Origin of the sequence: Promicromonospora sp. NPDC019610 (assembly GCF_044389365.1) — a bacterium.
In the GTDB taxonomy this organism is placed as follows: domain Bacteria; phylum Actinomycetota; class Actinomycetes; order Actinomycetales; family Cellulomonadaceae; genus Promicromonospora.
Window position 1 is genome coordinate 773,335 of the sequence record NZ_JBIRXX010000001.1, and the last position, 24,297, is coordinate 797,631.

Sequence of the window (24,297 nt, forward strand, 5' to 3'; positions counted from 1 at the left end):
CCCATGGCTATCAAGCAGGGGGACCCAGGACGGCTGACGTACCGCTATCTACGGGTGGCGATCGTGGCCGTGGTGCTGGTGCTGTTCGTGTCGCTGACCATGCAGATCGTCGCCGACCACGGGCGGCTGGACTCCGGCGAGGAGTGGTGGCACGCGTCGATCAGCGCCTACTTCTACTCGCCGGTGCAGAGCATCTTCGTGGGCACGCTGGTGGCCATCGGCACGTGCCTCATCGCGATCAAGGGGCGGCACGGCGCCGAGGAGGTGCTGCTCAACTTCGCGGGCATGTTCGCCGTCGTCGTCGCGCTGGTGCCCACGCCGCTCGACGCCGCGATGTGCACCGGCGAGCCGTACTGCGTGGACATGCCCGAGCGGGTCGGCAACAACATCGGCACACTGCTGCTGGTCGGCGGCCCGGTGCTGATGCTCGCCACCTGGCCGCGGCGGCGCGACCTGGGCGGCTACCACGGCTGGGACCTGTGGCTCACGTGGCTCACGTGGGCCGCGACCGGCGTCTGGCTGCTGGTGTGGCCCGACACCTTCCTCGCGACGGCGCACTACGCCGCGGCCGTGCTGCTGTTCGCCTGCCTCGTCGCCGTCGCGTGGATCAACGGCTCGGACGACGCCGTCACAGCTCAGGCGCTCGAGCGGCTGCGCGGCCTGTCGCCGGCGGCCTACCGGGTCTGGTACCGGTGGATCGCCGTGGTGATGGCCGTGGTGCTCGTGGTGGGGCTGGCGACCATGGTCGTGCTCGACCGGTTCCTCCCCGACCTGTTCCCGCAGACGCTGTTCGTGGTCGAGACCGTGCTGATGCTGGTCTTCGCACTGTTCTGGACGCTGCAGACCATCCAGTTCTGGGACATCGGCCTGCCGGCACGGGCACGGGTCGAGACCAGCAAGGCCCCGGGCGACACGCCCTAGGACTCGCCTGCCAGCGCGTACCGTCATCCCGGTGACCGTGATTCGTTCAGTCGTCCTGTTCCTCGCCGCGGCCGTGTTCGAGATCGGCGGCGCCTGGCTCGTCTGGCAGGGCGTGCGCGAGCACAAGGGCTGGCTCTGGATCGGCGCGGGCGTGATCGCGCTGGGCCTCTACGGGTTCTTCGCCACCCTGCAGCCGGACGCCGGCTTCGGCCGGATCCTCGCGGCCTACGGCGGCGTCTTCGTCGCGGGCTCCCTGGTCTGGGCGATGGCCGTCGACGGCTTCCGGCCCGACCGTTGGGACGTGATCGGCGCGCTCGTCTGCCTGGTGGGCGTCGCCGTCATCATGTACGCCCCGCGGCCGGACGCGGGCTAGGCCCCCGCGCCCGGCCCCACCGCGCCCTACAGGGGGCGGCTGAACATCTTGCGGTTCGCGAAGTTGCGGTAGCCGGCGCGCTCGAACGCCTTGAACATCGCGACGTTGCCGGCGTCGCAGTCGCCGCGGATCTCCGTCGCGCCGGCCGTGACCAGGACCTGCGTGCCGCGGGCGACGGCGGCGGTGGCGTAGCCGTGCCCGCGTCCGGCCGGGGCCACGGCGATCAGGCCGATCACGGCGGAGCTCGCGGTACGGGCGGGCAGGCTGACCGCCACGGGCCGGTACTGCTCGTCGTAGCCGATCTCGAACCAGTCCGGCTCGTGCTCCAGCTCGCGCATCTCGGCGAGGTTGCGCTCGGCGGCGCCCCGCAGGCCGTGCTCGGCGATCTCGGCGAGGAAGATCGAGTCCTTCGTGTCGGTGAAGGTCTCGGCGAGCAGGTCGACGAACGGCTCCTCGCCCAGCTCCGCGAGCGACCGCCAGCGCAGCCGGTCGTCCTGCGCGGGGAGCGGGTCGCCGTCCGACCGGAGGAACCGGTGCCCGTCGCGGGAGACGGAGAAACCCTGGGCGGTGAGCAGCCGCTCGCGCCCCTCCGGGTCGCGCTGGAACTGCGGGGCCTGGCTCGGCGCGTCCAGCACGTGCCCCTGCGTCTCCGCGCCGAGCGAGCGGGCCAGCTCGGCCGCGTGCGTCAGCAGGGCGGCGGCGGTCTCGTCGTCGCCCGGCTCGAAGAGCACCAGGTCCATCGGCACCGAGCGGCCCGGGATGGTCCAGAGCACGACGTTGCCGACGAGCTCGCCGTCCCGCTCGGCCACGAGGCACCAGTCCGGACGGGTGCAGCCGTTCTCGAGCAGCCCCGTGAGGTAGTCCGCGGTCGCGCCGTTCCGTTCGTCGTCGTCCGGGTCGGTGGTCAGGGCGGGCAGCTCTTCGGGCCGGGCAGGCCGGGTCGTCAGCACAGTCACGTTCCTTCGTCGGAGATCGTCAGCAGCGCATGCTAGCGGGGGGCGCCGAACATCGACCCCAGCTCGCCCGCGATCCAGTCCAGCTCGGGGTGGTCGGACGCGACCTTCATCACGAGCGCCTCGTGCTCGTCGACCGTCCCCGCAAGGTCGGGGTGCCCGTTGACGCGATAGGTCACCGCCACGACGATCCACGCGAGCCGCTTGTTGCCGTCGACCAGCGGGTGGTTGCGGTTCACCGAGTCGAGCGTGGCCGCCATCTTGAGATGGATGCCCGGGTAGAGCTCCTGGCCGTAGGAGGTCATGCTCGCGCGGGCCAGGGACGACTCCAGCAGCCCGAGGTCCCGGACCACCGGTTTGATCTGCTCCGCGGCCTCGAACATCCGCAGCGCGATGTGCGCCGGGACGAGATGCGTCACCGGGCGAGCCGGTTGAGGAGCTCCCGGTCACGGGTGCCGACGTAGTCGGCCGCGGCGAGCCAGTCCTCGGCCGTGGGCCTGTCGTCGTGCGCCTGCCGGCCGAGCTCGACCTTCGAGATGACCACCGCGCCGTCCACGACGCTGAAGTCCAGGGCGTCGCCGACGTGCAGGCCTGCGGCCTCGGCGATGTCCTTGGGCACGGTCACCTGGTTCTTGGGGCGCAGCGTCAGGATGGTCATTCGAGCCTCCGGTAAGAGTTTCCGACCATCCTACAGTCGGACGGCGCTCCTGCTCCCGATCTTTCGAACCGTCGCACGGGACCCGCGCCGATGAGTTTCCCCGGTTCGCCTCGTCCGACCTGGCATGGGCGACGACGCTGCGGCTGACGCACAGGCACGTGTCCAGGACGCGGTCGACCGGCTCGTGGCCGACGGCGGCGAGGTCGGTCTCCAGGTGGCGGTCGTCCACCGTGGCGAGCTGGTGGTCGACGCCGTGGGCGGCCTCGCCGACGCCGACCGTGGAGCGGCCGTCACCCCCGACACCCTGTTCTTCGCCGCGTCGACGGCCAAGGGGATCGCCTCCGCCGTCGTGCACGTGCTGGTGGAGCGCGGCGAGCTGGACTACGACCTGCGGATCGCCGACGTCTGGCCCGAGTTCGCCGCGCACGGCAAGGGTGGAGCGACGCTGCGGCACGTGCTCATGCACTCGGTCGGCGTGCCCGCCCCGCCGTACACGACGACCGTCGGCGACCTGTGCGACTGGGACCGGATGTGCCGGCTGCTCGCCGACGAGGAACCATGGTGGGAGCCGGGCACCGGCTTCGGGTACCACGCCCAGACCTTCGGCTTCCTGCTCGGCGAGACGGTGCGCCGCGCCACCGGGCGCACGTTGTCGCGGTGGCTCCACGAGGCCGTCACGCGGCCGCTCGGCGTCGAGGACGACGTGCACTTCGGCGTGCCCCCGGCGCTGCTGGGGCGGGTCGCGCGGCAGGAGCCGGACACCGGGCCGCCGTCCTGGCCCGAGACCGGCTCGCCCGCCGACCGGGCGCTCCCGCCCGGGATACGGCCCGACGCCGCGTTCGCCAACCGGCGCGACGTGCTCACGAGCGACATCCCCTCCGGGGGCACCATGTCGGCGCGCGGTGCGGCCCGCGTGTTCGCGGGCCTGCTCGGCCACGGCGACGCCGCCCTCGTGTCGCCGGCCCGGCTGTCCGAGCTCGCACGGCCGGTGTTCGAGGGGCGGGACGCCGTGCTGGACGTGCCCTCGACGTGGGCGTTCGGGTTCGCGCCCTCGCGCCCGGGCGCCGGCCTCTCCCGCCCGGGGTCGGCCTTCGGTATGTTCGGCGCGAACGGCTCCGGGGCCTGGGCCGACATCGACTCCGGCGTCGCCGTCGCGGTGCTGCGGAACCGGTTCAGCCCGGGCTGGAGCACCGCCGGCGAGATCGACCGGCTCGTCGCAGAGCACTTTCCGACGTCGTCAGAAGGAGAAGCCTCATGGACAACCCAGTGACCGAGCTCGACGCACGATTCAGCGACCCCGGCGTGCAGCCGACCGCGTGGGAGGAGACGCAGGGGGTGCTCGAGAACGCCCAGCTCACCTGGCTCACGACCGTGCGCGCCGACGGCCGCCCGCACGTCACGCCGCTCGTCGCCGTCTGGCTGGAGGGGCGCTGCACTTCTGCACCGGCCCCGAGGAGCAGAAGGCCGTCAACCTGGAGGCCAACCCGAACGTGGTGCTGACCACCGGCGACAGCACCTGGGACAAGGGGCTGGACGTCATGGTCGAGGGCCCGGCCCGGCGCGTCACCGACCGGCGGACGCTGGAGCGGCTCGCCGAGGCGTGGCGCACCAAGTGGACCGGGCAGTGGCAGTACGACGTCGGCGACGAGGCCTTCACCAACGACATCGGCGGGACCGCGCTCGTGTTCGCCGTCCAGCCCACCAAGGTGCTGGCCTTCGGCAAGGGCACGTACAGCCAGACGCACTACACGCCGCGCTGACCGCGCCCACCCCGTCCGCTCAGTACAACCACGGCGCCTCCCGCCGCACCGCGTCGCCGAGCGCCGACGTGAGCGTGCCCACGTACGTGGCCGACAGGTGCGAGCCGTCCCGGTAGACCAGCACGTTCCCGACCACGGGCGGGCACGACTCGGGCTCGCAGATCAGGTCCGACAGGTCGACGTGCCCGGCGCTCGCGGGCATGCCGGGGTAGCCGGGCACCGGGTTGCGCTCCGCGAACACCTCGGACCGGTCCAGCGCGCACCGCGCGGCGTCGCGGCCGTGCGACGACACGCAGTTCGGCGGGCTCCACTCGAACCGCGGGTTGTCGCGGATCGTGACCACGGGGATGCCCGCGGCGTCGAGCTGCTGCCAGGCCGCCACCTCGGCGGGGAGCACCACCTCGGGCGCGTCCTCGTACGTGTGCGTGCCGGTGACGAACACCGCGTCCGGGTCCAGCTCGGCGGCCTCGGCGAGCAGGTTCGCGCTCCAGCGTGCGCAGTCGTCGGTGGGTACCGCCTCCAGCCGCACGCGGCACTGCCCCTTGCCGGCCAGCAGCACGCGCCACCCGTTGCGTTCGCCCAGCTCGGTGATCGCCGGCGCCCACTGGTACGTGTGCGAGCCACCCGCCACGAGCACCGTCCGCGCGGGGTGGTCCGGGTCGTGGAGGGTGCAGACCCGCACCTCGTCGAACCCGGGTCCGTCGCCGTGCTCCTGGATGCAGCGCGGGTCGTGGTCGGTCGGAGGCAGGTCGTGCTTCGCGACCTCGGGGTCGGGCTGCACCGGCGCCCGGTCGGGCGCCGCACCGGCCGCGTCGCCGGACGCCGCCGTGCCGTCCGCCGGCGCCGCGAGCCGGCCCGCCGGCCCCTGCGGGCGCAGCGCCCCGGCCCCCGCGTACTCCGCACCGAGGTGGTCGAGCTGCTCCAGCTTGGCCGCCTCCCGCGTCTCGACGCCGATGCTCGCGGCCGCCGTCGGCACGACGACGAGCGCGGTGGCGGCGCCGGCGGCCACCAGGGCGACGGCCGACCGGCGCAGCGTCAGGGCGCGCGGCACGGCGAGGCCGACGGGCCGCGCGACCACCTGCCGCGTGGCCCAGGCCAGCACCACCGACACGGCCAGCACCAGCGTGGCGCCGCGCCAGCCGACGGCCGGGAAGCCCCGCACGGCCAGGTAGAAGACGAGCACCGGCCAGTGCCACAGATACAGCTCGTACGAGATGCCCGCCAGGAACCGGAGCGGCGCCAGGTCGAGCACCCGCCGCGGGCCCCACGACGCCGGTGTGCCGGCGCCCGCGAGGACCAGCAGCGCCCCGGTCACCGGCCAGAGCGTCCAGACGCCGGGGAACAGCGCGCCGCCGTCGAGCAGGAAGCCGGACGAGACGACGAGGCCCAGGCCGACCCACGCGCCCGCGGTGCGCAGCCGCACGGCGCCGTGCAGCGGCACGAGCGCGAGCAGCGCGCCCAGGCCGAGCTCCCAGAACCGGGTGGCGGTGTGGAAGTAGGCCACCGGCTGCAGCACCCCGGTGAGGTAGAGGGCGCCCGCGAACGAGGCGGCGGACCCGACGGCGACGGTCAGGGCGAGCCGCCGTCGGACCAGGACGCCCGCGTGCCGGCACAGCCAGGCCGTCGCGAGCACGACGAGCGGCCAGACCAGCAGGAACTGTCCCTGCACCGAGAGCGACCAGAAGTGCTGGAGCGGGCTGGCCGCCGGACCCGCGGCGCCGTAGGCCAGCTCGTTCGAGATCAGGTCCCAGTTCTCCGCGTACAGGGCCGACGCGACGACCTGGCGCCACACGTCGAGCCACCGCGCGGCGGGCAGCAGCGCCCACGCGGCGAGCGCGACGGCCCCCAGCACCACGAGGGCCGACGGCGCCAGACGCGCCGCGTTCCGCGCGTACACCGCCCCGAGCCGCAGGGTGCGCGACTCGGCACGGCGCACGAGCGACCCCGTCACCAGGAACCCGGAGATGACCAGGAAGACGTCCACGCCCCCGGACACCCGGCCGGCGCCGAAGAGGTGGAACAGCACCACGAGCAGCAGCGCGAGCCCACGCAGGCCGTGGACCTCGGCGAGGTGCTGTCGAGCCGTCGGGGCGACGGGCGGGGCGGACGGGGCGGACGGGGCCGGCGGGGCGGCGTCGGACATGGGGGACCACCAGGTGTGAAGGGGTGCGATCTACACACCTGGGGACGAGGTCCCCCGTCGTATCGTTGTGGTCGTTACCGAAGCGCGACCGGAGATCACCCGCTCGGCAGCCTGAGCGTTGCCTTTCGTCCGAGATGTAGGGACTCACGGACGGCCGGTGCGCCATCAGATGATCTCGAGGTTGGCCATCATCCCCATGTCCTCGTGCTCGGCGTTGTGACAGTGGAAGAGGTACCGGCCGCGGTAGCCCTCGAACCGGGTGATGATCTCCGCGGACTCGCCGGGCCGCAGCGAGACGGTGTCCTTGAGGCCCGCGTCGTGCGCGAGCGGTGCTCCGCCACCGCGGGTGAGGACGCGAAAGCCGGCCAGGTGCAGGTGGACGGGGTGGTGGACGTCGGCGATCAGCCGCCACACCTCGACGTCACCGAGGCGGACGGCGACGTCGGAGCGTGCCGGGTCGAACGGCAGGCCGCCGATCAGCCAGCCCGGCCGGTCGTCGTGCACCCGTCCGGCGCGGAACGACAGGTCGCGGGTGCGGACGGCGTCCGACCGGTCCCACCGCGGCAGGTCGTCGCACAGGACGGGCGGCAGGCGACTGTCGTCGACGGCGGTCCGGACCACGTGGAAGGCCATCACCTCACGGGTCCGCCCCGTGCCCAGGCGGTTGGTGAGCGTGACCCGGCTGCCCACGGGCACCCGCGAGAAGTCGACGACCACGTCGTAGCGTTCGGCCGGGGCCAGCGGGAGCCGGCGGTGGGTGACCGGCTCCGCCAGCAGCCCCAGGTCCGAACCGATCTGGACCAGGTCCAACGGACGCCCGTCCTCGCCCGTCGCCGTCAGCTCGTAGTGCCGGGCGTTGGAGGCGTTCAGGATGCGCAACCGGTACCTGGCGGCGTCGACCTCGTGCACCGGCCACGGCGCGCCGTTCACCAGGATCACGTCGCCGAGCACGCCGCCGAGATAGCGGTCCCGCACTCCCGGCCGGGTCTCGAGGGTGGGGTCGACGGCGGGGTAGGCCAGGCTGCCGTCGGCGGCGAACGCCCGGTCGGTGATCATGAGGGGGAGCTCGCGCGACCCGGCCGGGAGGCTGAGCGCGTCCTCGACGTCGTCCCGAACCACCTGCAGCCCGGCCAGCCCGCGCCAGATCGCGGGGCCGGTGAAGTCCATCCGGTGGTCGTGGTACCAGAGCAGGGCCGCCCGCTGGTCGAGCGGGAACGTGTAGTCCCTGGTCACAGTCGTGACGGCGGCCCGCGGGTCGGCCATGCCGTGCACCGTTCCGTGTCCCGGCCCGTGGGTGGTCCCGCCGTGCCCGGTACCGGGTGACGATCCGCCGCGGGGCAGCACGAGATCCGTCGGGTACCCGTCGGACTCCGCGGGGGTGCGGCCGCCGTGCAGGTGCACGACGGTGGGCACGGGCAGGTGGTTGTGATGGGTCACCGTGATCGGCCGGCCGCGTCGGGCCTCGATCGTCGGTCCGGGAAAGGTGCCGTCGTACGTCCACAGGGGCGTGGGCACACCGGGCAGGATCTCGGCCGTCACCTCCCGCTGGGTGATCTCGTAGCTGTCGGTGCCGTCGGCGCTGCTGACCGGCGTCAGCACCGCGGGCACGGGCAGCGGGACCCGGAACGGGGGCGGCAACGGCACGGCGCTGCGCAGCTCGGCGCCGGTGAGGGGCGGGCGGGGTGCCAGCGCGGCCGAGGTCGACAGGCCGGCCGCGACGACCAGGCCGAGCGCCCCGCCGACCCCGAGCAGCCGACGCCTGGTCAGTCCCGGCGGTGAAGCCGGGTTCCGGGACGGCTCACGCACGGGCTACCCCCGGCGGTGTGGACAACGGGGCACGCCACACCGCGATGAACAGCACGACCAGCGCGGCGATCGTCATGACCCCGAGCGGGAGGTGCAGCCACAGCTCACCGTGCCTCCCGGCGTAGTACTGCACGCTCTCGGCGACGAGCAGCGCGAGCGAGGCGAGGGCAGGCCAGGTGAGTCGCAGCCGCACCCGGACCACGACCGCCACGATCAGCTGCAGCAGGGCGAAGGAGGTCACGACGTCCGCCCCCGTCGCGTGCCAGCGGAGTCCGTCGTAGGCGCCGCTCAGGTAGACGCCCGCGAACACGGGCTGGCCGACGATCAGCACCAGGTGCCCGCTGACGATCGCGCGCAGGACCCAGCCGGGGGCCGCCGTCCGGTGGAGGGGGACGGTGTGGAGGGAGGCGCTCACGAGGCGGCGACCTTCGGTGCGCCCGCCAGGGAACGCCGGCCGCCGCGGAGCCAGGTCAGCGAGCCGGGCCGGCGTGCCTCGCGGCCGAGCTTGGCGATGCCCCAGCGGCAGGTCAGCTCCTTGTACGCCGCGCCCGCGCGTCCGCCGAACCAGAGGTCCAGCGGGGTGTCGTCCTTGCGGCCGAACTGGCGGATCCCGGACTTCCGGCCGAGACTCACGCAGGACCCCACGAACGCCAGGTCGAGCGTCGGCGGGGCGGTGCCCGCGAGGCGGCTCAGCACGGTGTCGGCGGCAAGCGCTCCGAGTGGTCCGGCGGCCTGGCAGCTCATCCGCAGCGGATGGCCGGACGGCGCCGCGGCGTCGCCTGCCGCCACGACGCGTGCGTCGTCGACCGAGGTGAGCGTCTCGTCGGTGAGCAGCCGGCCGAGCTCGTCGGTCCGCAGCCCGCTCGCCGTCGCCAGCCCGGGTACACCGAAACCCGCGGTCCAGACGGTCAGCGCGCTGGGTAGCGTGCTGCCGTCTGCGAGCACCACGGCATCCGGGTGGACCTCGGCGACCCTGCCGGTCACCACGCGTGCGCCGTTGTGCCGCAGCCAGCGGTCGATGTAGCGCCGCCCTGCGGCGCTGAGGGAGGGCGCCAGGGGGCTGCCGCTCACCAGCGTGACCCGACGCCCTCGCTCGACCAGCTCGGCGGCCGTCTCGATGCCGGTCAGCCCGCCACCGACCACCACGACGGGTGCCGCAGGATCCAGGGCGGCGAGCCGGTCGCGGAGGCGTAGTGCGGGCTCCAGCTCGGCCACGGAAGCAGCATGCTCCACGGCGCCGGGGACCGTGGACGGAACCGCCCCGGTGCTCCCCACCGCGTAGACCACGTAGTCGTAGTCGAGCGTGCGGCCAGAGGCGAGGTGGACGGTCCGATCGACGGTGTCGATGCGCCGGGCGCCGTCGACGACCAGGTCGACCTCGGGGGCGAGCAGGCCCGCCAGGTCCGTCGTGGCCGCACCCGTACGCGCCACGAGCTGGTGCAGCCGGATCCGGTCGACGAACGTCGCACGGGGGTTGACCAGCGTGACGGCGACGTCGTCGCGGCCCAGCAGGCGGTTCGCTGCGAGGGTGCCGGCGTACCCGCCGCCGATGACGACGACCCTGTGGTGGGTTCCGGTCTCTGGTTCGGACATGATGGGCTCCTTCTGGTCGGTGTCTCACTCGTCCGACAGGCCAGCGCCCTGGAGTGTCAGGTGCACGCACGGACCTCACACTTCGCCGTCCTCCCTTGTCGGACCGAGAGGAAGAGCAACCGCCGAGGAAGGACCGCGACACCATGACCGACCAGCCCGTTGGTGACGGACAGCCCGCCCAGGAGGAGGTGCTCCTGGGTGAACGGCGTCAGCTCCTCAACCTGGCCTACCGGCTCCTCGGCTCCCTGTCGGACGCCGAGGACGTGGTCCAGGAGGCGTACGCCCGCTGGTACGCCATGTCTCGGCCGGACCGGGAGGCCGTGGTGTCGCCCGGGGCCTGGCTGACCACGGTCGCCGGCCGGATCTGCCTCAACGTCCTCTCGTCGGCGCGGGTGCGCCGCGAGACCTATGTGGGCGAGTGGGTTCCCGAGCCCGTGCCCGAGCCGACGGAGTGGCTCGGCGGGCGGGCGAACGGCGCACCCGGGGACCCCGCCGACCGGATCACGCTCGACGAGTCGGTCAGCATGGCGTTCCTTGTCGTGCTCGACGCGATGACACCGGCGGAGCGGGTCGCTTTCGTGCTGCACGACGTCTTCCGGTACTCCTTCCCTGAGGTGGCCGAGATCGTCGGCCGCACGCCGGGAGCGTGCCGGCAGCTCGCCTCGTCGGCGCGGCGCCGGATCCGGGCAGCCCGGGCGCCGGTGACGCCCACGACCGACCAGGCTCGGATCGTCCGCGCGTTCCGGCTCGCCTGGGAGGCCCAGGACATCGAGGCGGTCGTAGGGCTGCTGGCCCCGGACGTCCGGGCGACGAGCGACGGCGGCGGCCGGGTCCGCACCGTGCTCCGCCCCGTCGTAGGCGTCGGACGCATCCTGCGGTCGTTCGCCGCTCTCGCGGACAGGTTCCGCGGCCAGACGCTCCTCGAGCGCACCGTCAACGGCCAGCCCGGACTGGTCGCCCAGCGGGACGGCGTCACGGTCTCGGTCTACGCGTTCGAGGTGGTGGACGACCGGATCACGCACATCTGGGCGATCCGCAACCCCGACAAGCTCCGGTCGTGGACCGCCGGCGGGGCCGTCGCCGGGCCCGGATGAGCCCCGGACCCGGTCACCCGTTCAGTAGATCGTCCGGCCCTTTTCGTCTGGAATGCCAGACTTCCGGAGGAAGTAGGTGTTCACCTGGTCCCGCCACTCGATGGCGCTGCGGTGCTGCTCGGCGAGCCGCTCGGAGACCCGCTCCGCGACGCGCGGCTCCACGTGCCCCGACACCTCTGACCACGCCTCGATCATCGCCTCCACCCGGGCCACGCCCTCGAAGTGGGTGTCGTAGATGTGCTGCACCACGGTCTTGCCGCTGTGCAGCACGTGCGTGTACGGCACGTGGTGGAAGAACAGCAGCAGCTCGTCGGGGCAGGTCGACGGCGACTCGAAGGCCGTCGACCACGGCCCCGGGTACTGGCCCGCGTAGCCCGTGCCGGTCCGGACCGTGCGGTCCACCCCGATGCCGTCGCGGTCCGCGAAGTGGTAGGTGCCCCACGGGGTGTACTCGTAGCCGTCGACGTCGGGCCCGTAGTGGTGGCCGGGGCGCACCATGAAGCCCACCCCGAGCGGCGCCGTGTACAGCTCGTACGTCTCCCACGACCGGTCGAGCACGGCGTGCACGGCCTGCCGGACGGCGTCCGGCGCGCCCGGGAACGTCAGGCCCGCCCACTCGTCGAGCACGGCGGCCGGGTCGAGCGTGGGGTCCCAGCACAGCCGCCCGTACGCGTAGAGGTTGGCCTGGGCGAACGGGTGGCCCGTCCAGAACTCGTCGTCACCCACGTTGGAGACGGCGGCGAACCCGCCCGCGGGCTTGCGCCACGTGCCGGTGCCCGGGTCCTCGACGGCCTTGCCCCGGCCCGTGGCGAGGTCCGCGACGGTGGGTGAGCCGCCCTCGCGGCCGGCCGGGTCCCAGAACCGGAACCCGAGGATCTGGCTCCACTGCGGGCCGAGGTACACGGCGTGCTGCTGCTGGCCGGTGTACTCCTGGGTGATCTGCAGCTCCAGCGCGACCCGCGTGTGCGGCATCGCGGCCAGCACGGGGGAGAGGGGCTCGCGCACCTGGAAGTCCAGCGGCCCGTACTTGACCTGCAGCACCACGTTGTCCGAGAACGCCCCGTCGAGCGGGTGGAAGTGGTCGTACGCGGCGCGGGCACGGTCGGTCGACCGGTCGCGCCAGTCCTGCTTGTGGTCGTAGACGAACGCCCGCCAGTGGATCAGGCCGTCGTACGGCTCGACCGCCGCGGCGAGCATGTTCGCCCCGTCGGCGTGCGTGCGGCCGTAGGCGAACGGCCCGGGCTGACCCTCGGAGTCCGCCTTGACCACGAAGCCGCCGAAGTCCGGGATCGCGTCCCAGACCCGTGCCGCGGCGCGCACCCACCAGTGGGCGACGCCCTGGTCGAGCGGGTCCGAGGTGGGCAGGCCCCCGAGCGTGATGGGCGACGCGAACGACACCGACAGGTGCACCCGGATGCCCCAGCGCCGGAACACGGCGGCCACCCGGACGACGTCGCCCAGGTCCTCCGTGAGCAGGCGCGCCTCGCGCGCGTGCACGTTGACGTTGTTGATCGCCACACGGTTGATCCCGACGGCGGCCAGCAGCCGCGCGTACCGCTCGACCCGGGACAGGTCGGCGTGCACGAAACCGTTGTCGTAGAAGATCGAGCCGCCCGAGTAGCCCCGTTCCACCTGGCCCATCACGGGGTGCACGTCCACGTTGTCCCAGTGGTCGAGCATCCGCAGGTCGGTGGCGGGGGCATGGGTCTCGTCGACGTCCGGCCCGTCGAACGCCGCCTCGCCCAGGCGCACCACGTGGAACAGCCCGTGCAGCAGCCCGGCGTCGCAGGCGGCCTGCACGACGACGGCGCCCGCCTCCCGCGTGAGCCGGAAGCTCTCGTCCGGGCCCGGGGCGTCCGCGGCGGCGGCAGTGCTGGCGCCGCTGCCGGTTCCTCCGCCCGCGTCCGGGGGCGTCAGCGTGAGCACCAGCTCGGCGTCGGCCACGCCGTCCCCCACCTCGAGCCGGGAGAACGCGCCGCCGAACCGGGAGGTCGCCGCGGCGACCTCCTCGGCGACGGTGCCGGCGAGCGCGCCGTCGCCGGCCACCACCACCCGGCGGCTGCCGATCGCGGCGAACGCGTCGTCCGGCAGCCAGGCCGGGTGGGAGGTGTGGTCGGTGATCGGGCGCGGGGAGTCAGCGGTCACGGGGTGTCCCATCCGTCTTAGTGGTCGATGTGCGGATATATGGGGGTGTACTGGAACTGTGCCTCAGCGACGGCGCCCGGGTCCACCCGGGGCGGCCGTTCTGTCCGGTCCGTGAAAACGCCGCGACCGGACCTCCTCTTCGAAGCCTAGGTTTCTCCGCTTTGCGGCGCCTCAAAGCGAAGAAACCCGGGCCTCGAAGGGGATTTGCGTCGCGCGCCCGTCTCCGCGCCCGTCTCGGTGGCGCGTCCGGCCCGGCTGCGCGCGGGTCAGCGGGCCGCGTAGGCCGCCTTCGGCAGGTGGTAGGCCAGGTCCGCGGCGGTGTCCACGGCCTCGTCCAGGTCGAGCCGGTGCTCCGCGACCAGCCGGGCGAGGTAGCCGGCGTCGACCCGGCGGGCCAGGTCGTGCCGGGCGGGGATCGAGCAGAACGCCCGGGTGTCGTCCACGAAGCCCGACATGTTCGAGAACCCGGCCGTCTCCGTCGCGGCCTCGCGGAACCGGCGCATCGCGTCGGGCGCGTCGAGGAACCACCAGGGCGCACCGAGCCGCAGGGCCGGGTACACGCCGGCCAGCGGCGCGAGCTCGCGCGAGTACACGTCCTCGTCGATGGTGAACGCGATCATCCGGAAGCTCTGCGAGTTGCCGAACGCCTCCAGCACCGGCCGCAGGCCGTGCGCGAACTCGGTGGCGACGGGGATGTCGTACCCCTTGTCGGGCCCGAACGCCGCGGCGACGGCGGGGTCGTGGTCGCGCAGCACGCCCGGGTGGAACTGCATGACCAGGCCGTCCTCGGCCGACATCGCGGCCATCTGGAACAGCATGTGCGCGGAGAATGCCGCCTCCTCAGCGGCGGACAGCACCGCGCCCTCGGCGGCCGGCTCGGCCGCGAGGGCCTTCTCGAACAGGGCACGCGCCACGTCGTCGGGCAGCGGGGTCGTGTCCGCGCTGAAGTGGCCGTGGTCCGTGGCCAGGCCGCCCGCCGCGACGAACGCGGCGCGGCGCTCGCGGAGCGCCGCCAGGTACCCGGCGTACGTGTCGGTGGCGATGCCGGACGCCGTCGCCAGCCGCTCCAGGTCGCCCCGCCAGGTCGTGCGGGCGGGGTGCAGCAGCGGGTCGGGCCGGAAGGTCGGCAGCACGCGGCCGGGCAGCTCGGCGGCGAGGCGGGCGTGCTCGTCGAGCGTGCTCCAGGCCGGGTCCGTGGTGGCGATGACCTCGATGCCGAACCGGTCCAGGAGCGCGCGCGGGCGGAAGTCGGGCTCGGCGAGCCGCTCGGCGATCTGGTCGTAGACCTGGTCCGCCGTCTCCGCCGAGGGCCGCACGGTCACGCCGAAGATCTCGACGAGCTCGTGCTCCGTCCAGTACCGGGTGGGCGTGCCGCGGAAGTGCTTCCAGGCCGCACAGAACCGGCGGAAGATCTCGCGCGGGTCGGCCTCGAACCCGGGCGCCCCGGCCGGGCCGACGCCCAGCTCGGGGAGCGTGGCGCCCTGCGACACGAGCATGCGCGTCAGGTAGTGGTCGGGCACCACGAGGAGCTGGGCGGGGTCGGGGAACGGTTCGTCGTCCGCGAAGGCGGTGACGTCGACGTGGCCGTGCATCGACACGATCGGGAGGTCCCGGACCGCCGCGTAGATCTCGCGGGCGATCGGCCGCGTCACGGGGTCGGCGGGCAGGGCCCGATCGGGGTGCAGCGTCCAGGTGTCGGTCACAGTGTCCTCCTGCGGGCATCGTTGCCGGTTTCGGGTAAGCGCTTCCACATCGTAGGCACTGCCCCGCCTGGAGACGAACGTGTGGAACGAACGTAAGAAACGGGGCGTTGCGAACGTTTGCATTCAAACCCTACGATAGGTGCAAACGTTCGCAGTGTCGCGAATCACCCAGGAGGTGGCATGGTCACGGTGCACGACGTCGCGCGCGCCGCCGGGGTCTCGATCTCCACCGTGTCGCGCGCGCTGACCGCCCCCGAGCGGGTGGCCGCCGCGACCCGTGACCGCGTCACGCGGGCCGCCGCCGAGCTCGGCTACCGGCCCAACGTCGCGGCGAGCGGCCTGCGGATGGGCCGTACCCACGCCGTCGGCCTGCTGGTCCCCGACCTGGAGAACCCGTACTTCGCGTCCGTGACCAAGAGCGTCCAGGCCCGCGCCCGCGCCGAGGGCTACGAGGTGTTCGTCGCCGACTCGGACGAGGACCCCGACGTCGAGCCCGAGCTCATCGGGGCGCTCGCCGCCCGGACCGACGGCCTGATCGTGGCGTCGCCACGGTCGGGCGAGGCGGAGCTGCGGGCGGCCCTCGTGGGCGTGACGGCGGTCCTGGCCAGCCGGGAGCTGCCCGCGGCCGCAGGCCACGACGCCGCAGGCCACGACGGCGCGGCTCCGGCCGGCGCGAGCGAGGCCGAGACACCGGCCATCCCGTTCGTGGCGGTGGACGACGCCGACGGCGTCGCCCAGGTCCTCGGGCACCTGCACGCGCTCGGGCACCGGTCCGTGGGCGTGGCCGCGGGCCCGCCGTCGTCCTGGTCCGGCAGGCGCCGGCTCGCCGGGCTGGTCGACGCCGCCGCCCGCTGGGACCTCGACCTCGTGCGGCTGGGCACCTTCCAGCCGTACTTCGGGGGCGGCACCCGGGCGGCCGACCACGCGGTGGCGAGCGGCGTCACCGCCGTCGTCGCGTTCAACGACCTCATGGCGCTCGGCATCCTGAGCCGGCTGCGCGAGCGCGGCATCGACGTGCCGGGCCGCATGTCCGTGGTGGGGTTCGACGACGTCCAGCTCGCCACGCTGGTCTCGCCCGCGCTGACCACCGTGCACGCGCCGCTGGCCCGCCTGGGCCGGCGCGCCGTCGACCTGCTGCTCGCGCGTCTGCGCGGCGGCGACACACCGGTGAGCGTCCAGCTCCCCGTGGAGCTCACGATCCGCGGGTCCTCCGGACCCGCTCCCGCCGGGACGGTCAGCTGACGCCCGTCCCGGCAGACGAACCCTGGGCGAAGGAGCCCGAGAGAGAGGAAGCACCATGCGCACCTCGAAGAAGGCGGCGGCGCTCGTCGGTGTCGCCGCACTGACCCTGCTCACCGCCTGTGCCCCGCCCGCCCCACCCGGGGGCGAGGGCGGCGGCGCGGTCACCGACGCGGCCGACGTCCCCGAGACGCCGTCGGAGCCGGTCACCCTGAACATCCTCGACGTCGCGGGCAACCAGCGGCTCACCGAGGGCATGGTCGACGAGTTCGTCGAGAACAACCCGGACGTCATCGAGTCGGTGACCTGGGAGACGGGCGGCGCGCCCGACGTCACGGGCATCGTCAAGCCGCAGGTGGACAGCGGCAACCTGTCGATCGACGTCGTGTTCACGGGGAACGACGGGCTCGCGGCCGGCATCAGCCAGGACCTGTGGATCCCGGTGGTGGACGACTACGGCGACCGGCTGACCAACCAGGAGAGCTACCTGGAGCCCGCCGCGAACATGCAGGAGCTCGCCGAGGGCTACGGCGTGGTGACGACGTACTACCCGTCCGGTCCGCTGCTCCAGTACGACCCCGAGGTGGTCGGCACCCCGCCCGCCACGCCCGAGGAGCTGCTGGAGTGGGCCAAGGCCAACCCCGGCAAGTTCGGGTACGCGCGCCCGGCGAACTCCGGCCCGGGCCGCACGTTCCTCATGGGGCTGCCGTACATCCTGGGCGACAAGGACCCGAAGGACCCCGAGAACGGCTGGGACAAGACCTGGGCGTACCTCGAGGAGCTCGGCCAGTACGTCGACACCTACCCCACGGGCACCGGCCAGGTCGTGACCAACATGGCCGACGGCACCTGGTCGATGATCCCGACCACCACCGGCTGGGACATCGCCCCGCGCGCCGAGGGGCAGCTCCCGAACACGCTGGAGGCCGCCGCGTTCGACGACTTCACGTGGGTCACCGACGCGCACTACGCCGCGATCCCGAAGGGGCAGAGCGCCGACAAGATCAGCGCGATCCTGCTCCTGCTGCAGGACATGCTCACCCCCGAGCAGAACGCCAAGGCGTACGACGCCGGCTACTTCTACCCGGGCCCGGCCGTCGAGGGCGCGACGCTCGACCTCGCGCCGCAGGAGTCGCAGGACGTGATCGAGGAGTTCGGCCGCCCCCTGTTCGACGAGCTCATCGAGTCGCAGGACGCGGTGACGCCGCTCGACGCCGACTCCATGGTGACCGCGTTCGACATCTGGGACCGCGAGGTCGGCGGCGGCAAGGTGGAGGACGAGGAAGGGTGAGCGACTTCGAGTCCCTGGAGCTGCGGGGCGTCGGCCGCCGCTTCGGCGGGGTGGACGCGCTGTCCGGGCTGGACCTGACGATCAAGGCGGGCGAGTTCGTCGCCCTCCTGGGGCCGTCCGGCTGCGGCAAGTCGACGGCGCTCAACTGCCTGGCCGGCCTGCTGCCGCTCACGCACGGCGAGATCCGGCTGGACGGCCGGCGCATCGACACCCTTCCGCCGGAGCGGCGCGGGTTCGGCATGGTCTTCCAGTCGTACGCGCTGTTCCCGCACCTCAGCGTGGAGAAGAACGTCGCGTTCGGGCTGCAGATGCAGGGTGTGCCGCGGGCCGAGATCGGCTCGCGGGTCCGGGCGGCGATCGACCTGGTCAAGCTCGGGGAGCACGCCCGCAAGCTGCCCGGCCAGCTCTCGGGCGGGCAGCAGCAGCGGGTCGCCATCGCGCGCGCCGTGGTGCTCGAACCGTCGCTCGTGCTCATGGACGAGCCGCTGTCGAACCTCGACGCCAAGCTGCGGCTCGACATGCGCACCGAGATCCGGCGTCTGCACCAGTCCCTCGGGCTCACCACGATCTACGTGACGCACGACCAGGAGGAGGCGCTGTCGCTGGCCGACCGCCTGGTCGTCATGCGCGAGGGCCGCGTGCAGCAGGTCGGCACGCCCGACGAGCTCTACGAGAGCCCGACGAGCTGGTACGTCGCCGACTTCATGGGGTACCGCAATATCCTGCCCGCGACCGTCGTCTCGGCGTCCGTGGGCGAGGTGGTGGTGGAGCTGCCGGGGACGGGCGGCTCGACCGGCGGCGGCGTCCGGCTCACCGGGCGTGCCGTCGGCGCCCTCGGCGCGGGGGACCGCGTGCGGGTGGCGGTGCGCCCGGAGGACTTCTCCGTGGCGGGCTCGGGCACGGCGGGTACCGCCGGGTCGATCCCCGGCACCGTCTCCGTGGTCGAGTACCACGGGCGCGAGTTCGCCGTCGGGGTGCAGGCCGGCGAGACGATGCTGCACGCCCGCGCGACGACGGCGCCCGACGTCGGCAGGGCCGTCACGCTGACCGCCCCCGTCGAGCGGGTGCTGGTGTTCCCGGAGGCCCTGGACGCCGCCGTCGTGCCGCAGGAGGTGGCGGCGTGACCAGCGCGACGAATGCGGAGTGCAGTGGAGGCTGCGGGCCGAGCTTGCGAGGCACTCGGCCGGAACGGAACGTAGCGGAGGCGCGCCATGAGTAGTCCCACCCGTGCGACCGCGAGCCTGCGGCACCGGCTGGCCGAGCGGGGCGTGGACCCGGCGCTGCTCCTGCTCCTGCCGGGGCTCGTGGTCGCCGTCGCGCTGTTCGTGTACCCGTTCTCGTACGGGATCGGGCTCACGATCCAGCCGACGGCGGCGATGCAGGAGCAGTGGGGCGGCGGCATCCTCGCCAACTACATCGCGTTCTTCCGCGACCCGTTCGTGTTCGACTCGGTGTGGCTCACGATGCGCCTCGCCCTGCCCGCCGCCCTGTTCAACGTGCTGGCGTCGGTCCCGGTGGCGATGGTGCTGCGGCACCGGTTCCGCGGCAAGCGGCTGCTGACGTCGCTGCTGGTGCTGCCGATCACCCTGGGCACCGTGCTCACCGCGCAGGGGCTGCTGATCTTCGCGGGGCGGCAGGGCTGGATCAACCGGGCGCTGCTGGAGATCGGCCTGATCGACGAGCCGCTCAAGCTGGTGAACAACTACCTGGGCGTCATGTTCTCCCTGGTCATCACCGGCTTCCCGTTCGCCTTCCTGCTCATCTCGTCGTACCTGTCGGGCATCGACCCGTCACTCGAGCAGGCCGCGAAGACCCTTGGCGCCGGCTGGTGGCAGCGGTTCCGGCGGATCGTCCTCCCGCTGCTCGCGCCGGGGCTGGCCACGACGTTCGTCCTGACGTTCGTGCTCGCGTTCTCGGTGTTCCCCTCCGCGAGGCTGGTCGGTGACGCGATGGGCGAGACCCGGGTCATGTCCCTCATGGCGTTCCGGGCGTTCGGTGAGCAGAACGACTACGCGATGGCGTCCACCATCGCGCTGATGATGGGCGCGGTCGAGCTGCTCGTCGTCGTCGCCGTGCTGGGCCTGCGCTCGCTGCTGTATCGCGGGACCACGGGAGGGAAGGGCTGATGGCCACGTCCACGCTGGAGCGGCCGCTCGCCGCGCGACCGTCCACCTGGTTCGTCTGGGCGGGCATGACGGCGTTCGGGGTGTTCCTGCTCGGGATCCTCGTCGCCGTCGTGGTCGACTCGTTCGGCAAGCAGTGGTTCGACACCTGGCTGCCCGACGGCCTGACCACCGAGCGCTACGTCGAGGCCTGGGACCGGTTCGCGCTGGGCGAGGTGGTCGGCGTCACCGTCGGCGTCGCCGTGCTCGTCGTCGTCATCTCGGTGCTGGTGGGCGTGCCCGCCGCCTACGTGCTGGCGCGCCGCGACTTCCCGGGCAAGCGCGCCGTCATGCTGCTGTTCCTGCTGCCGGTGCTCATGCCGCCCATCACCTACGGCATCCCGCTCGCCACCGTCATGTACTCGTTCGGGCTGGGCCGCACGCTGACCGCCGTCGTGCTGGTCAACCTCGTGCCGTCCGTGCCGTTCGTGATCCTGACGATGACGCCGTTCATCGAGCAGATCAACCCCGCCATCGAGTCGGCCGCCCGGATGTGCGGGGCCCGGACCCGGCAGGTGTTCACGCGGATCCTGGCCCCGCTGCTGGTGCCGGGTATCCTCGCGGCGGCCATCCTGGTGCTCGTGCGGACCGTCGGCCTCTTCGAGCTGACCTTCCTCGTCTCGGGCCCTGGTTCGGACACACTCGTCGTCGCCATCTACCGTGGCATGACGGCTGCCGGCGGTGGCGAGGCGAGACAGCTCATCTCGGCCCTGTCGGTGATCTACACCGCGACGATGCTCGTCATGCTCGTGGTGGCGCTGCGATTCGTGAACCCGACGCAGCTCGTGGCACAAGTCAAGGAGACACGCGATGACTGAGGACCGCCTGCACCGGGACCACCTCCCGGGTGGCATCGACGCACCCGTGATGCCGACGGCGGTGGGGATGGTCCACCTCGGCATCGGGGCGTTCCACCGGGCGCACCAGGCCGTCTACACGGAACGCGCCGCGATCGCGACCGGCGACACCACCTGGGGCATCCTGGGCGTCACCCAGCGGTCGGCGACCGTGCGCGACCAGCTCCGCCCGCAGGGCGGCGTGTACTCGGTGCTCACCGCGGGGGAGCAGGAGTCCTCGGTCGAGCTGATCGGGTCCGTGGTCGACGTCGCCTACCCCGCCGAGGAGACCGGGCGCGTGCTGGCGGCGCTCGCGGCGCCGTCGACCCACGTGGTCACGCTGACGATCACCGAGAAGGGCTACGCCCGGCGGCCCGACGGGTCGCTGGACACCGAGGCGGTGGCTGGGGACCTCGCGGCGCTGGCCGCGGTGGTCGCCGCCGGGGGCGGTGCGGCCGGTGGTGCGCCCGGAGGTGCGCCCGGAGGTGCGCCCGGAGGTGCGCCCGGAGGTGCCGAGGACGCGGTGCGGCCGGCGGCGTCGGCCATCGGTCTGCTGGTGCGCGGGCTCGCGGCGCGGGCCGCATCTGGGGCGCCCATCACGGTGCTGACCTGCGACAACATGGTCGACAACGGCCGGGTGCTCGAACGCCTGGTGCGGGAGGCCGCGGACGCGGCCCTGCCCGGGCCCGAGGGCGACACCCTGCGCGCGTTCCTCGACGCGAGCGTCACGTTCCCGTGCTCCATGGTCGACCGGATCGTGCCGGCGACCACCCCGGAGCAGCGCGACCAGGTGGAGCGGACGCTCGGCGTGCGGGACGAGGGCCTCGTGGTGGGCGAGCCGTTCGCGCAGTGGGTGATCGAGGACCGGTTCGCCGGGCCGCGCCCCGCGTGGGAGGCGGCGGGCGCCACGCTGACCAAGGATGTCGCGCCGTTCGAGCAGGCCAAGCTGCGCCTGCTCAACGGGACGCACTCGCTGGTCGCGTACTCGGGCTGGCTCGCCGGGCACACGACGATCGCAGGCGCCGTCACCGACCCGGTGATCGCCGAGCGGGCGCGGCAGTACCTCTTCGAGGACGCGCTGCCGACGCTCACCGCGCCCGAGGGCCTGGACCTGCGGCAGTACGGCGAGCAGATCCTGTCCCGCTTCGCCAACCCGCACACCGGGCACACCACGGCGCAGGTGGCGATGGACGGCACCCAGAAGATCCCGTTCCGCTGGGGCGGCGTGCTCGCGGACTCGCTCGCCGCGGGCCGGGAGCCGCACGGGGTGGCGTTCGGCCTGGCCGCGTGGGCCGAGTTCGTCCGACGCCGGACGCACTCCGGCGAGGGCATCGACGACCCGCGGGCCGCGGAGCTGGAGGCGCTGATCGGCGCCGCCGAGGTGCCGGGCGGCTCGGACGGGCTGGGCGACGTCGCGGGGCTGGCCGGCGCCGAGGAGGACCTGCGGGTGCTGCTCACGCTGCCGGGGCTGCTGCCCGCGGGGACGCCGGAGAGCTACGTCGACACGGTGGCGGCGGAGCTGGAGGCCGTGCTCGGCTGACTTGGTTGGCTGGGCTGCGGCGTCGTGCGGCGGCGGCGTGCGCTGGCGTGGTGGGCTGGCGTCGCGCCCGGCGTCGTGCGCTGGCGTCGCGGGCTGGCGTCGTGCGCCGGCGTCGACCGAGGGTGCGCTTCTACCCTGCGATTTGGCCCGGAAGCAGGCTGTTTCCGGGCCAAATCGCAGGGTAGAAGCGCACTTCGCCGGGTCGACCCGGGGGTGGTCCTCTTGTCGGCGCTGTCCGGCGCTGTCCAGGGCTGGTCTGGCCTGATCGGATGATCCGGTCGGCCGGTCGGGCCGCCGTGCTTCATCCCCTTTGAGGCCCGGGTTTCTTCGCTTTCTAGCTGTCGAAAGCGAAGAAACCCGGGCCTCAAAGGGGATCGGGGTGGGTCCCTAAGCGCCCCGCTCCCGGCCGGAGCAATGGGAAAGCCCTTTCCATAGGTCCGCCCCGGGGGTAGTGTTCCTGCGGATCGACGCGGCGGGGTCGTGTCGACTCGATAGAGTGATCGATCACACGCGTCGACGAGGACGGAGCACGATGAGAGTCACGATCCTGGGCACAGGTGCCATCGCCGGAGCCCACGCGCGAGCGATCGCGGACCTGCCGGCGCACGGCGTGGACGCGACCCTGGTGCACGCCGTCGACATCGACGTGGCGCGGGCCGAGGAGTTCGCCCGCGAGCACGGCGTCCCCGGGCACGGGACCTCCCTGGAGGACGTGCTCGCCGAGACGGACGTGCTGCACATCTGCACGCCGCCGGGCGTGCACGCCGACGTCGCCGTGGCCGCGCTCGAGGCGGGTGTGCACGTGGTGGTCGAGAAGCCCGCCACGCTGTCCCTCGCGGAGATCGACCGCATCGCGGCGGCCGAGGCCGCCTCCGCGGCGTCGTTCACGCAGGTGGTGCAGCACCGGTTTGGGCACGGGGCGCGGCAGCTCCGCCGTCTGCTCGACGACGGCGCCCTCGGCCGACCGCTGGTCGCCACGTGCGACACCCTGTGGTTCCGCGGGCCGGCGTACTTCGAGGTGCCGTGGCGCGGCCGGTGGGACACCGAGGGCGGCGGGCCGACGATGGGCCACGGCATCCACCAGTTCGACCTGCTGCTGGCGACGCTCGGGCCGTGGTCCGAGGTGACGGCCATGGCCGGGCGCCTGGCGCGGCACGTCGACACCGAGGACGTCTCGATGGCGATCGTGCGGTTCGCCAACGGCGCGATGGCGACGATCGCCAACTCGCTGCTGTCGCCGCGGGAGACCTCCGACCTGCGGTTCGACACAGAGGCGGCGACGATCGAGCTGTCGCACCTGTACGGGTACACCGACGCCGACTGGACGATCACGCCCGCCGCGGGCCGCGACGACGTCGCCGAGCTGTGGCAGCCGGACGCCGAGGCGCTGCCGTCGGGGCACCTCGCCCAGTTCGTGCCGACGTACCGCGCGTTCGTCGCGGGCGAGGCGCCGCCGGTCACCGCGGCCGACGTGCGCGGCACGCTGGAGCTGGTCGCCGCGATCTACCGGTCGGCGTTCACGGGCTCGATCGTGCACGCGGGCGAGATCGGAACGGGTGATCCGTTCTACGAGTCCATGCGTGGCACGGGCCCGAGCTGGCCCCCGCTCAAGGCCACGCCGACCCCGGCCCCGGCTCCCGCCGCGAGCTGACGCCGCGAGCTGACGCCGCGGGCTGACGCCGCGGGTTGACGCCGCGGGTTGACGCCGCGGGTTGACGCCGCGGGTTGACGCCGCCCGGCGCGGCCGGTGCGTGCTGTCCGCCCCGCGGCTGTCGAACGTAGGACTGGTCGCCTCATGAGCCCTCATGTACCGACGACTCCTACGTTGGGCGGCGCGGGCTGAGCGGCGTGGCCCGCGGTGCCGGGCGCCCGGGCGTTGGCCGGCGCCGTCGGCTGACGACCGGGGGCTTGGTTGCGGTACCCGCGCTGAGAAAGCCACCAACTCTGCGTTCGGTGCAGGGCGGCGGTTGGTGCTGAGTGCCGCACGCGCTTGGCGCTGCGCGCCGCACGCGGCCGCCGCCGCGCTGCCCGACATCGGCCGTGTGCGCGGCGTTGAACGTAGGCCCGGTCGGCTCATGGG

General features: G+C 73.3%; 22 protein-coding genes. 13 read left to right on the forward strand and 9 right to left on the reverse strand.

What is annotated here, in order from left to right; all coding sequences use genetic code 11:
* The first annotated feature begins 3 nt into the window (after positions 1 to 3).
* Together ACH45N_RS03385 and ACH45N_RS03390 are read left to right on the forward strand one after the other, a co-directional pair.
* Positions 4 to 921, forward strand: a complete 918-nt coding sequence (locus ACH45N_RS03385) for a hypothetical protein (RefSeq protein ID WP_397391151.1) — start codon at positions 4 to 6, stop codon at positions 919 to 921.
* Between the two features lie 31 nt (positions 922 to 952).
* Complete coding sequence (locus ACH45N_RS03390; RefSeq protein WP_397391153.1) at positions 953 to 1,294, forward strand: YnfA family protein; 342 nt, start codon at positions 953 to 955, stop codon at positions 1,292 to 1,294.
* Positions 1,295 to 1,320: 26 nt separating this feature from the next.
* Here ACH45N_RS03390 and ACH45N_RS03395 read toward each other — a convergent pair whose 3' ends face one another.
* From ACH45N_RS03395 to ACH45N_RS03405, 3 genes are read right to left on the reverse strand one after another with little or no spacing between them, the layout of a single operon-like run.
* Positions 1,321 to 2,244 (reverse strand): GNAT family N-acetyltransferase, encoded by a 924-nt coding sequence (locus ACH45N_RS03395; protein ID WP_397391155.1) that lies wholly within the window; start codon positions 2,242 to 2,244, stop codon positions 1,321 to 1,323.
* Positions 2,245 to 2,282: 38 nt separating this feature from the next.
* On the reverse strand, positions 2,283 to 2,666 hold the full coding sequence (locus tag ACH45N_RS03400; RefSeq protein ID WP_397391157.1) for a type II toxin-antitoxin system death-on-curing family toxin: 384 nt from the start codon (positions 2,664 to 2,666) through the stop codon (positions 2,283 to 2,285).
* Positions 2,663 to 2,905: an AbrB/MazE/SpoVT family DNA-binding domain-containing protein gene (locus tag ACH45N_RS03405; RefSeq protein ID WP_397391159.1), complete on the reverse strand. Its 243-nt coding sequence runs from the start codon at positions 2,903 to 2,905 to the stop codon at positions 2,663 to 2,665. Before ACH45N_RS03405 ends, ACH45N_RS03400 begins: the two co-directional genes overlap by 4 nt.
* A gap of 124 nt (positions 2,906 to 3,029) precedes the next feature.
* Here ACH45N_RS03405 and ACH45N_RS03410 point away from each other — a divergent pair, with 124 nt between their 5' ends.
* The 3 genes from ACH45N_RS03410 to ACH45N_RS03420 are packed head-to-tail and all read left to right on the forward strand — an operon-like array spanning position 3,030 to position 4,665.
* Entirely contained in the window at positions 3,030 to 4,175 is a 1,146-nt protein-coding gene (locus ACH45N_RS03410; protein ID WP_397391161.1) for a serine hydrolase domain-containing protein, read from the forward strand.
* Positions 4,160 to 4,405: a pyridoxamine 5'-phosphate oxidase family protein gene (locus ACH45N_RS03415; RefSeq protein WP_397391163.1), complete on the forward strand. Its 246-nt coding sequence runs from the start codon at positions 4,160 to 4,162 to the stop codon at positions 4,403 to 4,405. The genes ACH45N_RS03410 and ACH45N_RS03415 overlap by 16 nt, the downstream gene beginning before the upstream one ends.
* Entirely contained in the window at positions 4,396 to 4,665 is a 270-nt protein-coding gene (locus ACH45N_RS03420; protein WP_397391165.1) for a hypothetical protein, read from the forward strand. Before ACH45N_RS03415 ends, ACH45N_RS03420 begins: the two co-directional genes overlap by 10 nt.
* A gap of 19 nt (positions 4,666 to 4,684) precedes the next feature.
* On the opposite strand, the gene ACH45N_RS03425 is transcribed toward ACH45N_RS03420, so the two are convergent.
* The 4 genes from ACH45N_RS03425 to ACH45N_RS03440 form a co-directional block, all read right to left on the reverse strand.
* Entirely contained in the window at positions 4,685 to 6,808 is a 2,124-nt protein-coding gene (locus tag ACH45N_RS03425) for an acyltransferase family protein (RefSeq protein WP_397391167.1), read from the reverse strand.
* 165 nt (positions 6,809 to 6,973) lie between these two features.
* Positions 6,974 to 8,614, reverse strand: coding sequence for a multicopper oxidase family protein (locus ACH45N_RS03430; protein ID WP_397391169.1), 1,641 nt, complete (start codon positions 8,612 to 8,614; stop codon positions 6,974 to 6,976).
* Positions 8,607 to 9,029 carry a hypothetical protein gene (locus ACH45N_RS03435; RefSeq protein WP_397391171.1) on the reverse strand — a complete coding sequence of 141 codons (423 nt, stop codon included), beginning with the start codon at positions 9,027 to 9,029 and terminating at the stop codon, positions 8,607 to 8,609. Before ACH45N_RS03435 ends, ACH45N_RS03430 begins: the two co-directional genes overlap by 8 nt.
* Positions 9,026 to 10,207, reverse strand: coding sequence for an NAD(P)/FAD-dependent oxidoreductase (locus ACH45N_RS03440; RefSeq protein ID WP_397391173.1), 1,182 nt, complete (start codon positions 10,205 to 10,207; stop codon positions 9,026 to 9,028). The genes ACH45N_RS03435 and ACH45N_RS03440 overlap by 4 nt, the downstream gene beginning before the upstream one ends.
* Before the next feature lie 143 nt (positions 10,208 to 10,350).
* Between ACH45N_RS03440 and sigJ the strand changes: the two genes are divergently transcribed.
* Complete coding sequence (sigJ, locus tag ACH45N_RS03445; protein ID WP_397391175.1) at positions 10,351 to 11,301, forward strand: RNA polymerase sigma factor SigJ; 951 nt, start codon at positions 10,351 to 10,353, stop codon at positions 11,299 to 11,301.
* A 21-nt stretch (positions 11,302 to 11,322) separates the two neighbouring features.
* On the opposite strand, the gene ACH45N_RS03450 is transcribed toward sigJ, so the two are convergent.
* Together ACH45N_RS03450 and uxaC are read right to left on the reverse strand one after the other, a co-directional pair.
* Entirely contained in the window at positions 11,323 to 13,446 is a 2,124-nt protein-coding gene (locus ACH45N_RS03450; protein WP_397391177.1) for an alpha-glucuronidase, read from the reverse strand.
* 266 nt (positions 13,447 to 13,712) lie between these two features.
* Complete coding sequence (gene uxaC, locus ACH45N_RS03455) at positions 13,713 to 15,149, reverse strand: glucuronate isomerase (RefSeq protein ID WP_397391179.1); 1,437 nt, start codon at positions 15,147 to 15,149, stop codon at positions 13,713 to 13,715.
* 180 nt (positions 15,150 to 15,329) lie between these two features.
* Between uxaC and ACH45N_RS03460 the strand changes: the two genes are divergently transcribed.
* The 7 genes from ACH45N_RS03460 (at position 15,330) to ACH45N_RS03490 (ending at position 23,868) form a co-directional block, all read left to right on the forward strand.
* On the forward strand, positions 15,330 to 16,391 hold the full coding sequence (locus ACH45N_RS03460; RefSeq protein WP_397391181.1) for a LacI family DNA-binding transcriptional regulator: 1,062 nt from the start codon (positions 15,330 to 15,332) through the stop codon (positions 16,389 to 16,391).
* 55 nt (positions 16,392 to 16,446) lie between these two features.
* Positions 16,447 to 17,679: an extracellular solute-binding protein gene (locus tag ACH45N_RS03465; RefSeq protein WP_397391183.1), complete on the forward strand. Its 1,233-nt coding sequence runs from the start codon at positions 16,447 to 16,449 to the stop codon at positions 17,677 to 17,679.
* Positions 17,676 to 18,803, forward strand: a complete 1,128-nt coding sequence (locus ACH45N_RS03470; RefSeq protein WP_397391185.1) for an ABC transporter ATP-binding protein — start codon at positions 17,676 to 17,678, stop codon at positions 18,801 to 18,803. The genes ACH45N_RS03465 and ACH45N_RS03470 overlap by 4 nt, the downstream gene beginning before the upstream one ends.
* 87 nt (positions 18,804 to 18,890) lie before the next feature.
* On the forward strand, positions 18,891 to 19,805 hold the full coding sequence (locus ACH45N_RS03475; protein ID WP_397391187.1) for an ABC transporter permease: 915 nt from the start codon (positions 18,891 to 18,893) through the stop codon (positions 19,803 to 19,805).
* Positions 19,805 to 20,659: an ABC transporter permease gene (locus tag ACH45N_RS03480; protein WP_397391189.1), complete on the forward strand. Its 855-nt coding sequence runs from the start codon at positions 19,805 to 19,807 to the stop codon at positions 20,657 to 20,659. Before ACH45N_RS03475 ends, ACH45N_RS03480 begins: the two co-directional genes overlap by 1 nt.
* A complete protein-coding gene (locus tag ACH45N_RS03485; protein WP_397391191.1) occupies positions 20,652 to 22,217 on the forward strand; it encodes a mannitol dehydrogenase family protein in 1,566 nt (521 codons plus the stop codon). The genes ACH45N_RS03480 and ACH45N_RS03485 overlap by 8 nt, the downstream gene beginning before the upstream one ends.
* A gap of 532 nt (positions 22,218 to 22,749) precedes the next feature.
* The gene (locus tag ACH45N_RS03490; RefSeq protein WP_397391193.1) at positions 22,750 to 23,868 is read left to right on the forward strand and encodes a Gfo/Idh/MocA family protein; all 1,119 of its coding nucleotides are present in this window, start codon (positions 22,750 to 22,752) and stop codon (positions 23,866 to 23,868) included.
* The last annotated feature ends 429 nt before the right edge of the window (positions 23,869 to 24,297 follow it).

What these genes read in the sequence shown, in the direction of transcription:
- ACH45N_RS03385 (WP_397391151.1), top strand. Translation starts at nt 4, where the DNA reads ATGGCTATCAAGCAGGGGGACCCAGGACGGCTGACGTACCGCTATCTA.
- ACH45N_RS03405 (WP_397391159.1), bottom strand. Translation starts at nt 2,905, where the DNA reads ATGACCATCCTGACGCTGCGCCCCAAGAACCAGGTGACCGTGCCCAAG.
- ACH45N_RS03410 (WP_397391161.1), top strand. Translation starts at nt 3,030, where the DNA reads ATGGGCGACGACGCTGCGGCTGACGCACAGGCACGTGTCCAGGACGCG.
- ACH45N_RS03415 (WP_397391163.1), top strand. Translation starts at nt 4,160, where the DNA reads ATGGACAACCCAGTGACCGAGCTCGACGCACGATTCAGCGACCCCGGC.
- ACH45N_RS03425 (WP_397391167.1), bottom strand. Translation starts at nt 6,808, where the DNA reads ATGTCCGACGCCGCCCCGCCGGCCCCGTCCGCCCCGTCCGCCCCGCCC.
- ACH45N_RS03440 (WP_397391173.1), bottom strand. Translation starts at nt 10,207, where the DNA reads ATGTCCGAACCAGAGACCGGAACCCACCACAGGGTCGTCGTCATCGGC.
- sigJ (WP_397391175.1), top strand. Translation starts at nt 10,351, where the DNA reads ATGACCGACCAGCCCGTTGGTGACGGACAGCCCGCCCAGGAGGAGGTG.
- ACH45N_RS03460 (WP_397391181.1), top strand. Translation starts at nt 15,330, where the DNA reads ATGGTCACGGTGCACGACGTCGCGCGCGCCGCCGGGGTCTCGATCTCC.
- ACH45N_RS03465 (WP_397391183.1), top strand. Translation starts at nt 16,447, where the DNA reads ATGCGCACCTCGAAGAAGGCGGCGGCGCTCGTCGGTGTCGCCGCACTG.
- ACH45N_RS03475 (WP_397391187.1), top strand. Translation starts at nt 18,891, where the DNA reads ATGAGTAGTCCCACCCGTGCGACCGCGAGCCTGCGGCACCGGCTGGCC.
- ACH45N_RS03480 (WP_397391189.1), top strand. Translation starts at nt 19,805, where the DNA reads ATGGCCACGTCCACGCTGGAGCGGCCGCTCGCCGCGCGACCGTCCACC.
- ACH45N_RS03485 (WP_397391191.1), top strand. Translation starts at nt 20,652, where the DNA reads ATGACTGAGGACCGCCTGCACCGGGACCACCTCCCGGGTGGCATCGAC.
- ACH45N_RS03490 (WP_397391193.1), top strand. Translation starts at nt 22,750, where the DNA reads ATGAGAGTCACGATCCTGGGCACAGGTGCCATCGCCGGAGCCCACGCG.